Below are 15,221 nucleotides of genomic sequence, written 5' to 3'. Positions count from 1 at the left end.
CTTTATACTGGAAACTTCATAAATTCGGAAAAATGATAACATTCTGCTTGTTAAGTGCACAATTTATTTTTAATAGTGGAATAACGGTCACATTAATTACGCTTCACCATTCGGATCGAATATAAGACAAAAAAGATCAAAAATAGCACAGGAAAGATCCACAACAGCGCCGTGGAATAATTTAATGGTGGTTGATACAGAACAATATTCCCATAACGAGCAACTAGATAGTCCTTTATTTCTTGATCTGAGCTGCCTTCATTGGCCATCGTATACACTTTCAACCTCAGGTCTTTGGCCGCCTGTGCATTAGACTCGACAAGGTTTTGGTTTTGACACTGCGGGCAGCGTAATGTCTTGGCTAGCGAGGTTGCACGCTGTTGCACTTCAACAGAATGAAAATCAAACAGATCAACATTCTGTTCTAAATCCGCACTTCTCGTGAAAGGAGAAAATAGTATAAATAGGATTAAAGTGAGGAGAAGATTATTAAATCGAAACATTCAAGTATCCTGAAAATATATCGTTCCATTTATCTGCCGTTAGCTCTCCACGATATTTGATCAATATACGACCATTTTGATCAATCAAGTAAGTTTCCGGCGTTCCTATAACACCTAGCTCCACAGCGAGCTTTCCATTAGGGTCACTAATTACTTCAATATATGGGTTTCGTTTAGAGCTCAAATATTCACGGGCAGCTTGTTTTTGATCTCTATAATTCAGCCCAATAATAGGCACACCGAGTTCTGCTAACTGCAATAACTCTTCATGCTCTCGCTTGCATACCCCGCACCAAGATGCCCAAACATTCAATAATTTATATCCGTCGCTTTTGAACAATTGCTCAGAAACTATGTCATCAGAGATCAGAGAAGTAGAGCGAAAATTAGGTGTCTCTAAATTTCGTTGTGGGGACAATTCGACATGTGGTCGCTCAGACAAGGCCACCGCAGTAACTACAGCAAACACGGCAACAGCCACAACGAGACCTGCGAGTTTAAGCGTATTTCTCGATCGCATTGATAGCCTCTCTCCTTTTCTTTAGGCCTGTTAATAGCGCACCAAACACAGCTAATAGCCCGCCAGACCATATCCACCAAATGCCTGCGCGGTACTGAACTTTAATCGCATAAGCATGAGTGTCGACTTTGTCACCCAATGTCACGTAATAATCGCCATGCCATAGTGAACGAATCGCAGGCTCGGTCATATTCATCACTCGCACAGGGTAATGACGCTTTTGCGGGTTGAAATTGAGCATGCGGCCATCTTCCAAGTGCAAGGTGATCTGTCCTTGTTCAGCGGTGTAGTTTGGCCCCACCAGCCATTCGATACCATGATAATCGATAGTGATCCCCGCCCTTTGTTGAGAACTGCCGGGTTCGACACGTAAATTGTGTTCATATGAGTAGTGACTGTTGAATACAGCTCCACTCACCGCCAGCGCAAAACCGATATGTGCCATCACGATTGGCATGAGTTTGCGCTTATTGGAACAACGAAACAGCATAACGAGATGCGCCGCAATCACCCAAGTAGCCAACGTTATGGTTAGCAATACTTCGAAATGCAGTGCGTGCACTAAGAAGATAAACCCGATCCCAGAGACAAGAGATAACGCAATACTGATCGCAATATCAGCGCTTACACTCGGCACTGTGCCTTTTGTCCATTTCAGCAGCGGCGTGAAAGCTAAGGAAATCAGAGCCAGTATGCTTAATGGGAAGATCAGACTATTAAAATAAGGTGCGCCAACTGAAATGTTCCCTAAACCGAGCAGTTGATAAACCATCGGATAAAAAGTGCCAAGAAAAACGATAGCAGTCGCAATAACCAGCAGCCCTTTGGCGATGTAAGCAGTGTAAGCTCGGCTCGCTAGAGATTGAAGTTTGAAGCGAGGGAGTTGTTCTCCTCGCAAAATCAATACGCCAAAAGTGATGATGATAAGCAAGCTCAATACACCAAGCAGCACTAAACCCTTAGTTGGGTCCACCGCAAAAGCATGCACTGAAGTCAGCACGCCAGAGCGCACCACGAATGTCCCTAAAATGCTTAGGCTGAACGTAGCAAACGCCAGTGCATAGGTGCTCCAAATTGCGCCTCTGTTACGTGTTGCGACAACACCGCTGTGCAACAAAGCAGTACCAGTAAGCCAAGGGAGTAGAGAAGCGTTCTCCACAGGGTCCCAAAACCACCAGCCGCCCCACCCTAGCTCATTGTACGCCCACCATGATCCCACCAAGATACCCAACGTGAGCGTTCCCCATGCAAAAAACGCTGCGCTTCGAGCAACCACATACCAATCGCTCATCGGTTGTTTACCCAATAGCGCTGCTAATGCAAAAGCTAATATTGCTGCGTAACCGACATAACCGAGATAAAGCAATGGTGGATGAATGATAAGCCCAACATCTTGCAACATTGGGTTTAGATCTCGTCCTTCCGACGCCAATACTTGGGCATACTCGAACGGGTTAGAGGTCATTAACGTGAACCAAGCAAATGTCGCAATAAGAACGTTCATGATTCCTAAACAGTCACAAGTATATTGGGCGTTGAGCGGTGACTTAAATGCAATAAACGACGCCCATAAACTCAAGGTGACGACCCAAAACAACATGGAGCCTTGGTGCCCACCCCAAGCGGCAGCAATTTTGAACGCCACGGGAAGTTGACTGTTGGAATGCGTAACAACATATTCCAACGCGAAGTTGTCTTGCACGAAGCAGACGATCAGAAGTGCTAAACAAATGATGGAAGCTAAGCTAATGATGTGGGACATCGCGACTTGATGCGGCAATGTCGCCTTCTTACCCATAGCACGACGTAGCCAATGCAGCAACGATGCACAAGTCGATGTTACAGCCACCAATATCAGTAAGAAGAACCCTAGCTCAGCCTCCATTTTTCCCCCTTACACTATGGTCATTTGACCGGCATAGAGAATGAAAGTACGTAGCATAAGTACGCCAACCAAGCTCAACGTCGTGACCACAAAAACGTAACTGCCTTTGTGGCGCACTTCTGAAGGCGTTAACCAATTGAGAGTCAAAGGCGTAATCATGCCGATGAACACTACGCCAACCCAGAACCATTGAGCCCAGAATCCACTCGAAATAGCATTCCAAGCCGCGACTTCGTTCTGACCACCGCTGAAGATCAGTCCAGTAAAGAATGTCACTAAGACAAACAACTCAAACAACACTACAGGGCGTTCAAATCCGTGCACCCAAGACACACTTGGGCTGCTGGTCGACTCTTTAAACACCAAGATGCCGAACATCAAGCATGCCGCTGCACCCGAGGACAAACTAGAGAACAGGAACAAGATTGGCAGTACTGGATTGTTTAGCATTGGGTAAGTCTTCAATGCAGACAATAGAAAGCCAGTGTACGCTGCAAGCACGATGGCTAAGAAGCCCAAGAACAATTCAATTGCGTTGTTGGCTTTCCCCGCCTTAATCAAAATGCCATCGGCAAAATCCAACAGTTTGCTCGGTAACTTACCCTCACAAAAGCTGATGATTTGATGGCGGAAGATAACGCCGATCCAAACAAACAGCACCAGCATGTACACTTGGAACAAGATCACGCCCATCGACATCACAGACGTTGGGTTGTAGTAGATCATGATCTTCCAAAACTCTAAAGGCTTGGTTAAATGGAAAATCAAAATTGCCAACCCAGCAATGATGCCAAATGGCGCAAGCCAAGCCATCGCTTTCATGATGCCGTTGTTTGCGGGATCACCTTCAATCACTTTGCGTTTTAAATAGATAGAAATCATCACCGCACCTGCTGACATCCCAGCAAGGAATAAGTAAATCGCGATGATCCAATCCCAGACTAACGAGTCAAAGTGGAATGCACTTTCGAAGCCGTTCATGATGACACCTCCCCTTTGCTATGCGGAATTTTGTACAGTTTAGGTTGCGTACCTAAATGCGATTTATCGCGATAGACAACATGGCTTTCGATAGCTTTGCTCACCTCGCTAGTTGGGTCATTCAAATCACCAAAGATGAGTGCTTTTGTTGGGCAAGATTCCACGCAAGCTGGCTGTTTACCTTGCGCTAGGTTGGTATCACGGCAGAAGTTACATTTATCCGCAGAGTGATCGACTGGATTAAAGAAGCGCACTTGGTAAGGGCAAGCGGCAAGGCAATAACCACATCCGACACATTTCTCTTTGTGCACATCCACGATGCCGGTCGCTTCATCTTTGTATGCAGCGCCTGTTGGACAAACGTACACACATGGTGGGTTATCACAGTGCTGACAGGATTCGCGAGTAAACTGGTATTCCACATCTGGAAATTCGCCAATCGGTTCACTGCGATGAATTTTAAGTCGCGTTACGCCTTCGGGGACTTTATTTACTTCGCGACAAGCATCGGTACAAGCGGTACAGCCAATACAGGCATTTTCATCATGAACCATACCCATGCGTTTCGCTTGTTCACTGTTGCTGGCATAGAGAGAGGAGCTAACAACGGAAGTGCCTGCAACGCCTGTAGTTAAAATCAACGCGCCGCTGCCGGCTAAAAAGTTTCTTCTCGAACATTTCATGCTATCTCTCCTCTTCTTTGGCAAGTTCAGGTTCGACGGCAAATTCAGAGTGACAATCCACACACTGCTTGATCAGTTGTTTTCTGTCGTACGACAACGCTTTGGTTTTCGCTGCGTGTACATCGTGGCAATTTGAACAAGTGAGGTTTTTGGCGTGCACATCGTGCGTCCAGTGGCTTTCTCTCAGCTGTGTCGGTGCGTGGCAATCCACACATTGGCCGTTGGCTTTAAGAATCATGCTTGGATCAAGGAACACTTTGTCGTGTACCTCTTTCGATTGCGCGGCAGAAAACTTAATCACATCAGGCGCACCTTCACGATGGTCGGGACCAATGTTGCTATGGCAATTGGTGCAATTAAGTTGCTTCCCTTGGCTGAGTAGAGCTTGCGGGTCATGCGAAAGGTTCAGAGTCTCTTTTGCATCCTTATGACATTGCAGACACTTGTAGTCACGGTCACGGATCAACTCGACTTGATGACGCTCAGCTTGAGCACCTTCAATCGGCTCTGAAGAAGTCGCATGGGCGGCGATGGAGAAACCATAGATGGCAAAGACGAAGAGAAGTTTCAGCATTGTCTCTATGGTCAATTTTATATTGCCCATATTGTTCTTTCCTTAGCTCGATAATAATTGATAACTATTCTCAATTATTTATTTGAGCGACAATTAATTTCCTCTGAAGATATTTTTTAGATCTTCAAATGACATCAATTCTTATTTCGGAAAGCCACAACGCTAAACCTATATTTATAATACCTCTATTATTCATAAGGGGTAGAAACGCCTGCTCAAAAAGCGAACTAAATCACCCTATTTTTAAAAAGGTTAAAAACCCAAAGCATTGCAGAACAATGACTTAACAACTACCACTTTAGAGGTATATAAATTCAAACATGACTGAGATCACTGGTGTAAATTGATCTAAAACAAGACAAGATTCACTCACTATTTCATCTATCCAATTAAGCAATATTATTAATCGTAGATCTCCAGTTCTTATTTGGAATAGCTCCTCACAACGCTGCTAATAAAAACGAATATGGAGATAACACTGTGAGCATAAAACACTGGATGAGCGCACCTATTGCGGTTGCGACCTTATTCGCCAGCCAATTATTTTTGGTCGGCGCTCCGTTAGCGGCAGAAGAGAAGGATTTTATCGATCCTCGTAACGATGTCTTTGAACAGAACCACTCTGATCAATACCATTCTTGGAAAGCAACATCCGAAAGTGAGCACATTGAAGATGCTCTAAGTGAAGACCCAAACATGGTTATCCTGTGGGCAGGTTATGGCTTCGCGAAAGACTACAACAAAGCGCGCGGTCACTTTTACGCACTTGATGATGTTCGCCAAACCTTACGTACCGGCGCACCAACCGACGAGAAGTCCGGGCCTATGCCGATGGCGTGCTGGAGCTGTAAAAGCCCAGACGTTGCTCGCGTGATTGATGAACGTGGTGAAGACGGTTATTTCGAAGGTAAATGGGCACGCTTAGGCTCAGAAATCGTCAACCCTATCGGTTGTTCCGATTGCCACAACACAGGCTCTGAAGCCTTCAAGAAAGGCGAACCTGCGCTAGCACTGACTCGCCCATACGTCGAGCGTGCTTTTGATACTATTGGTAAAAACTTTGATGAACAGTCTCGCCTAGATAAGCAAGCATCGGTCTGCGCTCAATGTCACGTTGAATACTACTTCACCGGCCCAACTAAAGCGGTTAAATTCCCATGGGATATGGGCACCACCGTTAATGACATGGAGAAATACTACGACGCGTTGAATTTCAAAGATTGGACGCATGCCGTATCTAAAGCGCCGATGCTAAAAGCGCAACATCCAGGTTTCGAAACTTGGAGAGCGGGTATTCATGGTAAAAACAAAGTGGTGTGTGTGGACTGCCACATGCCTAAAGTGACCAAAGAAGACGGTACGGTGTACACAGACCACAAAGTGGGTAACCCATTTGATCGTTTTGAAGACACCTGTGCGCAATGCCATACCCAAACTAAAGAGCAGCTACAAGGCATCGTCTCGACTCGCAAAGCGCAAGTACTGAACATGAAGCTAACCGCCGAGAAGCAAATCGTAGCGGCACACTTTGAAGCAGGAGCAGCGTGGAAAGCAGGTGCAACAGAAGCAGAGATGGAACCTATCCTACAAGATATTCGCCATGCACAATGGCGTTGGGACTACGCGATTGCTTCTCACGGTGTTCACATGCATGCTCCTGAGGTAGCACTTGAAGTACTAGGTACTGCAGTTGACCGCGCTGCTGACGCCCGTACCAAATTGGTTCGTTTACTGGCAACCAAAGGCATTACTGACCCTGTTCAAATTCCAGATATCTCGACCAAAGCGAAAGCACAACAAGCACTGGGCATGGATATGGATAAGATGAACGCAGACAAGAAACACTTCCTAGAAACAGTAGCGCCAGAGTGGGATAAAGCAGCAGCTGAACGCGAAGCCACGTATTAGTCTAACTGGCAACGGTTAACTTATAGATACAACAAGGGGCGTACTGAACGCCCCTTTTTTTTGTTTATTTGTTTCTTTGTTATCTTTATTTCTTCATCCCCGATTCTATCGAGAGACAAAATCGAACGTACTAGCGACGAGGAAGCCTCGGTCTAGGCTGAATATTTGGACGTGCTTTAGGTATCTGCACATTTGGACGAGCAACTGGACGCTGGATCTTCGTTTCCGGTAATGCTTTTCTTTGTTGAACCTTTTCTTTTACCGCTTTGTCTTGTAAAGTCGCTGGCTCAATACGTTCCGGACGATTCTCCCATTTGGTTTTAATCTCTTGCTTTTGCTCGTCAGGCAATGATTGCCAATGATCGTCGAGTTGGCGTTTCATGTTATCGATATTGGCGGACATATCGTCGTCTTTCCAATCTTCGATTTTGTCTTTGATGGATTGCTGTTGGTCTTCATCTAAACCATTCCACCACTCTTCCAGTTTCTCTTTGTATTCATCGTCGTTATCGCAACAGCCCGGATAGTAATAAATCCAGTAGTCGTCATGATCGTACCACCACGGGTCGTAGTAACCCGATGAATAATAAACCGTAGAGGAAGAGCCAGAATGATCGGAAGAGCTACAACCCGCCAGCACAGAGCCGCACAGCAAAACCAATATGCTTAGTGCTTTATTTTTCATTCGTTGCCCACCTTTCCCTCTATTGCTTGTTAAATTGTACGCTTACAACAGCTCTTTTGCTTTGTTAATAGAGTTAATGATTTGCACCCTATCTAAATTTGGATCATTAGAATCTAATAATAGTACCCAGGCATCAATCGCTTCCTGAAATCGGAATGACAGAAAATGATCATTTGCGATCAAAGACAAAGCGGCTTCATTGTGCGGTTCTATCTGCAAAGCTTGCTCCAAAAGCAAGCTAACTTCTTGCGTCATTGATTGCTGGTGAATGTAGTACAAGGTCGTCGCTTTTGCGGCAAGTTGCGTGGCACTGACTGGCTCAGTCAGTTGGATCGCGTAATCAAAACAAATCAGCGCGCCATCAAATTCCCCCTCTAGCAGGTAGCCCTGCCCGAGTTGGAACCACAATTCAGCGTTGTTCGGATCTTCACGCAACTGGTCTTGAATCTCTTTCATGATGTCACGAGCAGTCATCATTCGTGACATTTCCGCTTGTATTGGTTTAGGCGGAGTTTGATGCAGCAATAAGAAACTGGCACTCGTCACGACAAATACTAACAGGCAAAAGCCAAACCATTGAGCGGGTTTAACTTTTGATGCACTCAGTGATAAGAGTACGATAAACAGCCCCATCAGAGTGATGGCAGCGAAAAACCAAACAGACATAACACGTCCTGTAAACAAAGATAACGTCAGTGTACGCATTTCTTACTTTAAATGCGTTGATACAGATACAAAAAAGCCGAGCAACTAAGGCTCGGCTTTTCATATCAGGATAACGATGTAAGATTACTCTTCGTTACCTTCCTCTGCATCATCAGCAGCTGGAGCGTCTTGCTGCGTATTTTCGTCTGTTGACTCTAACGCTTCTGCATCTTCATCAGCAGGCAGCTCTTCATCATCAACTTCTTCAATACGTTGCAAACCAACAACTGATTCATCTTCCGCAGTACGGATAAGCGTTACACCTTGTGTGTTACGACCAACTTGGCTAACTTCACCCACACGAGTACGTACTAACGTGCCAGCGTCGGTGATCATCATCATTTCATCACCTTCAACAACCTGGATAGCACCAACTACCGGGCCATTTCGCTCAGAAACTTTGATAGAAACTACACCTTGAGTGCCACGACCTTTTGTCGGGTACTCGCTAAGTGCTGTGCGTTTACCATAACCGTTTTCTGTAACCGTTAGGATGTCGCCTTCGTGCGAAGGAACAATAAGTGATACAACTTGGTCATTTTCAGCCAGTTTCATACCACGAACACCAGAGGCGGTACGACCCATAGGACGAACACCTTTAAACTTGATCTCTGGCTGACCATTCTCATCAAGAACTGGTTTACCATTTTCATCAAGTACTGGAATCTCTTCTGCTTCTTTAAAGCGAACCACTTTACCCGCTTTAGAGAACAGCATGATTTCATTTTCGCCGTTAGTGATATCCACACCGATTAACGAATCGTCTTCACGTAGGTTCACAGCGATTAGGCCGTTTGAACGTACGTTTGCAAACTGGTTCAACGGCGTTTTCTTAACCGTACCGTCACCTGTTGCCATGAAGATGAATTTGTCTTCAGAGAATTCATCAACACGTAGAATCGCGGTAATGCGCTCACCTTCTTCGAGTGGAAGGATGTTTACGATTGGCTTACCACGCGCAGTACGGCTCGCTAGAGGCAATTGGTAAACTTTCAGGCGGTATGTTTTACCACGAGTAGAGAAACACAAGATGTTATCGTGGGTATTCGCCACTAGAAGACGCTCGATATGGTCTTCATCTTTCATCTTAGTCGCACTCTTGCCTTTACCACCACGGCGCTGTGACTCGTAGTCGCTCAGTACTTGGTACTTAACGTAACCACCGTGAGATAGAGTAACCACAACGTCTTCACGTGCGATCAGCTCTTCCATGTCAATATCATGGCTCGCAGCTGTGATTTCTGTACGACGAGCGTCACCAAAGCCGTCACGAACCGCTTCAAGTTCTTCACGGATCACTTCCATCAAACGCTCAGTGCTCGCAAGGATATGCATGAGTTCAGCGATTTCTTCTAGAAGTGTTTTGTATTCGCCTAGAATCTTCTCGTGTTCTAGACCTGTTAGTTTATGTAAACGTAGATCTAGGATAGCTTGTGCTTGTTGCTCAGTCAGGAAGTACTGACCATCACGAATACCGTATTCAGGCTCTAGCCATTCAGGGCGCGCAGCATCTGTACCAGCACGCTCTAGCATTGCTGAAACGTTGCCTAAATCCCAACCACGAGCGATAAGACCCGCTTTTGCTTCAGCCGGTGTAGGTGCCTTACGGATAAGCTCAATAATTTCATCAATGTTAGCAAGCGCTAGAGCTAAACCTTCAAGGATATGAGCACGTTCACGCGCTTTACGCAGTTCGAAAATAGTACGGCGTGTCACAACTTCACGACGGTGATCAACAAAGCACTTCAACATATCTTTTAGGTTGAATAGCTGTGGCTGGCCATTGTTTAGGGCCACCATGTTGATACCGAAAGTGGTTTGCAGCTGAGTCTGAGCGTAAAGGTTGTTTAGAACTACTTCGCCCACAGCATCGCGCTTACACTCAATAACAATGCGCATACCGTCTTTATCTGACTCGTCGCGCAGTGCACTGATACCTTCTACTTTCTTATCTTTAACTAGCTCAGCGATCTTTTCGATCAAGCGAGCTTTGTTCACCTGGTAAGGAATTTCAGTGACGATAATGGTCTCTTTACCATTCTTCTCCACTTCGATGTCCGCTTTCGAACGCATGTAGATTTTGCCGCGACCTGTTTTGTACGCGTCTACAATGCCTTTACGACCGCTGATAAGCGCCGCCGTTGGGAAATCAGGACCAGGAATGTAATCCATTAGTTCATCAATAGTGATTTCTTCATTATTGATGTATGCAAGACAGCCATCAATCACTTCGCCAAGGTTATGAGGCGGGATGTTGGTTGCCATACCTACTGCGATACCAGAAGCACCGTTAACCAATAGGTTTGGAATTTTAGTTGGAAGAACCGCTGGGATCTGCTCAGTACCGTCGTAGTTTGGTACGTAGTCTACGGTTTCTTTGTCTAGGTCAGCCAATAGTTCATGGGCAATTTTTGCCATTCGAACTTCGGTGTAACGCATTGCCGCAGCAGAGTCGCCATCGATCGAGCCAAAGTTACCTTGACCATCGACCAGCATGTAACGAAGCGAGAACGGCTGAGCCATACGTACGATTGTGTCGTACACAGCACTATCACCATGTGGGTGATATTTACCGATTACGTCGCCGACAACACGGGCTGATTTTTTATATGGTTTGTTCCAATCGTTGCCTAGTACGTTCATCGCGAATAAAACGCGGCGGTGTACTGGTTTTAGGCCATCACGCACATCTGGAAGAGCACGACCCACGATGACTGACATCGCATAGTCTAGGTATGAACCTCTAAGCTCATCTTCAATGTTTACGGGCGTGATCTCTTTAGCTAAATCGCTCATAGAGCCATTATCCCTCTATTATCTGATCGTAATTACGATACGTGTAAGGTGCAAAAATATAACACACAATTCATCACTTCGGCATCACTTTCCCTCTCCTTTTATCAGGTTGTGAGCTTGGTTATGAATCAAATGTCGAGAATTTGCACACTCATCCCATATCTTTCTGATTAGTGGTTATATTTCGGTCAATATTGAGCAAAATCGGACCCTTTACGCGGAAAAGCGAGGTAAATTCCTTTAACCACACAACGCGAAAATGCAGGTTTTAGAGTTATTATCACTGGCACCAGTTCAAGGATGAACCAAAAACAATAGTTAGCGCTTTACAAATTACAGGCACCTGTCTCGATTGCCGCGCCAGTGAACTCTGTCATTGTCCCTTAACTAAGCACATCGAGGTTGTTTGGGTGTAAAACGTTGGAGTATACTGGCGCCCTCTAAAGGACTCAGATTGAATGCAATAAAACCAATTATGACTAAAGCACAAAACGTCGACCCAAGTGAAATTAAGAAATTCGAGGACATGGCTTCTCGATGGTGGGATTTAGAAGGCGAGTTTAAGCCACTTCATCAAATTAACCCACTTCGTTTGAACTATGTACTTGAAAAAGCAAATGGCTTGTTTGGCAAGCGCGCACTTGATGTCGGCTGTGGTGGTGGCATTCTTGCTGAAAGCATGGCAAAAGAAGGCGCTATTGTGACGGGGCTTGATATGGGTAAAGAACCATTAGAAGTCGCGCGACTACATGCATTAGAAACAGGTACTCAACTGACCTACATTCAGAGCACAATAGAAGACCACACTATAGAAAACGCAGGAACTTACGATGTCGTGACTTGTATGGAGATGCTTGAACACGTTCCAGATCCTCTCTCCGTTATCCGCTCTTGTGCTGCGCTAGTCAAACCCGGTGGTCACGTGTTTTTCTCAACTTTGAACCGAAACATTAAGTCGTACTTATTTGCTATTGTCGGTGCTGAGAAGCTTCTTAATATTGTTCCTGAAGGCACTCATGAGCACGATAAGTTTATCAAGCCAGCCGAAATGATGAAGATGATAGACCAAACTGACCTGACGGAAATGGGCATTACTGGGCTTCATTACAACCCTCTAAATGACAGCTACAAACTCGGTCGTAATGTAGATGTAAACTACATCGTTCATACTAAAAAATACTGAACGCTGTTGCGTTAAAAAATGTGTTTTGTGATTGACATTTTTTAAAGAAAATGAATCGGAAGCGGTAGCACAAAGTTGCCGCTTTTTTTGTCTTTTTATGGCTAAAATTCGTGCTCTAGATTCCATTTTGACCAAGCCATTTTTCGTAGATAAAAACGGCCAAAGATCAAGGAAAATATTTTTGCATGCGGTTATTTCTAAACCGATCTCGAAACCGTACTTTTAACCATTCAAGTCTGCCCTTTTCTCATCGGTTAGTGTTCACTTACTGATTTTTTTCATTTTGTCAGTTATCCACAAGTCATCCCCGATCTGTACCTTGATAAATCAGTGTAATAGCACTATCTTGTAACCCGCAAACAAATGAACCCCTATATGTTGTGTTTAAGCGACAATATATAGATAGACTTTGATCACAAAGCCGCCGCAAGCTTTACTCATATTGCACATAAACAAACAAAAATACGGCTTTTATCAGTTTTCTTAGGGAAATAAAGCAGAATGAACCAACAACTTACCGTCACCAAGCGTGATGGCCGTAAAGAAAGTATCGATCTGGATAAAATCCACCGCGTTATCACTTGGGCTGCAGAAGGTCTAGATAATGTTTCGGTTTCTCAAGTAGAACTTCGCGCTCACATCCAGTTTTACGACGGCATCACAACGACAGATATTCACGAGACAATCATCAAGTCTGCGGCAGACCTGATCTCTGAAGAGACTCCGGATTACCAATACCTAGCTGCTCGCCTAGCGGTATTCCATCTGCGTAAAAAAGCGTATGGCCAATACGAGCCACCAACGCTTTATGATCACGTGTCTCGCCTCGTCGATATGGGTAAGTACGATCAACATATTCTAGAAGACTACACAAAAGCAGAACTCGACGAACTTGATGCGTACCTCGACCATAAACGCGACCTAAACTTCTCATACGCGGCAGTTAAGCAGCTAGAGGGTAAGTACTTCGTACAGAACCGTGTTACGGGCCAAATTTACGAAAGTGCTCAGTTCTTATACATCCTTGTAGCAGCGTGCTTATTTGCGAAATATCCAAAAGCGACGCGTCTTGATTACATCAAACGTTTCTACGATGCGACATCGACATTTAAGATTTCTCTACCTACGCCAATTATGTCTGGCGTGCGTACCCCTACTCGCCAGTTTAGCTCATGTGTTCTGATCGAGTGTGGCGACAGTCTTGATTCTATTAACGCAACAGCAAGCTCAATTGTTCGTTACGTATCTCAGCGCGCTGGTATTGGTATCAACGCAGGTCGTATCCGTGCATTAGGCTCAGAGATTCGCGGTGGTGAAGCATTCCACACTGGTTGTATTCCGTTCTACAAGTACTTCCAAACAGCAGTAAAATGTTGTTCACAAGGTGGTGTACGTGGTGGCGCAGCTACTGTGTTCTACCCAATGTGGCACGGTGAAGCACGCTCACTCATGGTACTTAAGAACAACCGTGGTGTTGAAGAAAACCGTGTTCGTCACATGGACTACGGTGTTCAGTTAAACAAACTGATGTACCAACGTTTAGTTGAAGGCGGCAATATTACGCTATTCTCACCATCTGATGTACCTGGTCTGTACGACGCATTCTTCGAAAACCAAGAAGAGTTTGAGCGTCTATACGTGAAGTACGAGAACGATCCTTCAATCAAGAAAGAAACGGTTAAAGCGATTGAAATGTTCACTCTGCTAATGCAAGAGCGTGCATCAACGGGTCGTATCTACATCCAGAACGTGGACCATTGTAATACTCACAGCCCATTTGATTCTGAAGTCGCTCCAGTTCGTCAGTCGAACCTATGTTTAGAAATCGCACTGCCAACGAAACCATTAACTAACGTTGAAGATGACTCAGGCGAGATCGCACTGTGTACGCTTTCTGCATTCAACTTAGGTGCTATCAAGTCTCTAGATGATTTCGAAGAGCTATCCGATCTTGTTGTTCGTGCGTTAGATGCACTGCTTGATTACCAAGATTACCCTCTACCAGCGGCATACAAATCGACTATGAACCGTCGTACGCTAGGTGTTGGTGTGATTAACTTTGCTTACTACTTAGCGAAGAATGGCGTGAAATACTCTGACGGTAGCGCGAACGGCCTAACTCACCGTACGTTCGAAGCAATGCAGTACTACCTATTGAAAGCATCTGTAGCACTGGCGAAAGAGCAAGGTAAGTGTCCTTCATTCGACGAGACGAACTACGCGAAAGGCTTACTGCCGATTGATACGTATAAGAAAGATATCGATCTAATTTGTGACGAAGCGCTGCACTACGACTGGGACAGCCTACGTAAAGAAATTATGGAGTACGGCCTACGTAACTCAACACTGACTGCACTAATGCCTTCTGAGACTTCTTCTCAGATTTCAAACGCAACTAACGGTATTGAGCCACCACGTGGTTACGTTTCAGTAAAAGCTTCGAAAGACGGTATCCTGAAGCAAGTTGTACCAGAGTTCACAGAACTTAAAGACAGCTATGAACTGCTTTGGAATATCGGTTCGAACGACGGTTATCTACACCTTGTGGGTATTATGCAGAAGTTTGTTGACCAAGCTATCTCTGCTAATACTAACTACGACCCGTCACGTTACGAGACTGGCAAGGTTCCAATGAAGAAACTACTTCAAGACCTGCTAACAGCGTATAAGTTTGGTGTGAAAACGCTTTACTACCACAACACTCGTGATGGCGCGAAAGATGAACAGAAAGACGCTGTTCAACCACAAGATGACGATTGTGCTGGCGGCGGTTGTAAGATTTAATCTTCCCGTACCTA

At 45.0% G+C, this 15,221-nt stretch carries 12 protein-coding genes; 3 read left to right on the top strand and 9 right to left on the bottom strand.

What is annotated here, in order from left to right:
• Positions 1 to 92 precede the first annotated feature (92 nt).
• From nrfF to nrfB, 6 genes are read right to left on the bottom strand one after another with little or no spacing between them, the layout of a single operon-like run.
• Positions 93 to 503, bottom strand: a complete 411-nt coding sequence (gene nrfF / locus R7Z49_RS14775) for a heme lyase NrfEFG subunit NrfF (RefSeq protein WP_085569796.1) — start codon at positions 501 to 503, stop codon at positions 93 to 95.
• A complete protein-coding gene (locus R7Z49_RS14770; RefSeq protein ID WP_054577026.1) occupies positions 490 to 1,023 on the bottom strand; it encodes a DsbE family thiol:disulfide interchange protein in 534 nt (177 codons plus the stop codon). The genes nrfF and R7Z49_RS14770 overlap by 14 nt, the downstream gene beginning before the upstream one ends.
• Positions 1,001 to 2,908, bottom strand: coding sequence for a heme lyase CcmF/NrfE family subunit (locus tag R7Z49_RS14765; RefSeq protein ID WP_104975450.1), 1,908 nt, complete (start codon positions 2,906 to 2,908; stop codon positions 1,001 to 1,003). The genes R7Z49_RS14770 and R7Z49_RS14765 overlap by 23 nt, the downstream gene beginning before the upstream one ends.
• 9 nt (positions 2,909 to 2,917) lie before the next feature.
• Positions 2,918 to 3,889: a cytochrome c nitrite reductase subunit NrfD gene (gene nrfD, locus R7Z49_RS14760; protein WP_005386801.1), complete on the bottom strand. Its 972-nt coding sequence runs from the start codon at positions 3,887 to 3,889 to the stop codon at positions 2,918 to 2,920.
• Positions 3,886 to 4,572, bottom strand: coding sequence for a cytochrome c nitrite reductase Fe-S protein (gene nrfC / locus R7Z49_RS14755; RefSeq protein ID WP_017636123.1), 687 nt, complete (start codon positions 4,570 to 4,572; stop codon positions 3,886 to 3,888). The genes nrfD and nrfC overlap by 4 nt, the downstream gene beginning before the upstream one ends.
• A 1-nt stretch (position 4,573) precedes the next feature.
• Positions 4,574 to 5,176 (bottom strand): cytochrome c nitrite reductase pentaheme subunit, encoded by a 603-nt coding sequence (gene nrfB / locus R7Z49_RS14750; protein ID WP_053306575.1) that lies wholly within the window; start codon positions 5,174 to 5,176, stop codon positions 4,574 to 4,576.
• A gap of 450 nt (positions 5,177 to 5,626) precedes the next feature.
• On the opposite strand from nrfB, the gene nrfA reads away from it, so the two are divergent.
• Positions 5,627 to 7,054, top strand: coding sequence for an ammonia-forming nitrite reductase cytochrome c552 subunit (gene nrfA, locus R7Z49_RS14745; protein ID WP_132936792.1), 1,428 nt, complete (start codon positions 5,627 to 5,629; stop codon positions 7,052 to 7,054).
• 130 nt (positions 7,055 to 7,184) lie between these two features.
• Here the strand turns inward: nrfA and R7Z49_RS14740 are convergent, their stop codons facing one another.
• The 3 genes from R7Z49_RS14740 to gyrA all read right to left on the bottom strand — a co-directional run bounded on the left by R7Z49_RS14740 (position 7,185) and on the right by gyrA (position 11,240).
• Positions 7,185 to 7,739 (bottom strand): hypothetical protein, encoded by a 555-nt coding sequence (locus R7Z49_RS14740; RefSeq protein ID WP_132936793.1) that lies wholly within the window; start codon positions 7,737 to 7,739, stop codon positions 7,185 to 7,187.
• Between the two features lie 42 nt (positions 7,740 to 7,781).
• Positions 7,782 to 8,405, bottom strand: a complete 624-nt coding sequence (locus tag R7Z49_RS14735) for a tetratricopeptide repeat protein (RefSeq protein WP_165935359.1) — start codon at positions 8,403 to 8,405, stop codon at positions 7,782 to 7,784.
• Between the two features lie 123 nt (positions 8,406 to 8,528).
• A complete protein-coding gene (gene gyrA / locus R7Z49_RS14730) occupies positions 8,529 to 11,240 on the bottom strand; it encodes a DNA topoisomerase (ATP-hydrolyzing) subunit A (RefSeq protein ID WP_017636128.1) in 2,712 nt (903 codons plus the stop codon).
• Positions 11,241 to 11,715: 475 nt separating this feature from the next.
• Between gyrA and ubiG the strand changes: the two genes are divergently transcribed.
• Positions 11,716 to 12,423, top strand: a complete 708-nt coding sequence (ubiG, locus tag R7Z49_RS14725; protein WP_318111790.1) for a bifunctional 2-polyprenyl-6-hydroxyphenol methylase/3-demethylubiquinol 3-O-methyltransferase UbiG — start codon at positions 11,716 to 11,718, stop codon at positions 12,421 to 12,423.
• Positions 12,424 to 12,924: 501 nt separating this feature from the next.
• The gene (gene nrdA / locus R7Z49_RS14720) at positions 12,925 to 15,207 is read left to right on the top strand and encodes a class 1a ribonucleoside-diphosphate reductase subunit alpha (protein ID WP_132936796.1); all 2,283 of its coding nucleotides are present in this window, start codon (positions 12,925 to 12,927) and stop codon (positions 15,205 to 15,207) included.
• The last annotated feature ends 14 nt before the right edge of the window (positions 15,208 to 15,221 follow it).

This window comes from Vibrio sp. 1562 (assembly GCF_033340155.1).
In the GTDB taxonomy this organism is placed as follows: Bacteria; Pseudomonadota; Gammaproteobacteria; order Enterobacterales; family Vibrionaceae; genus Vibrio; species Vibrio alginolyticus.
This window is presented reverse-complemented; position numbering and strand designations above follow the sequence as displayed.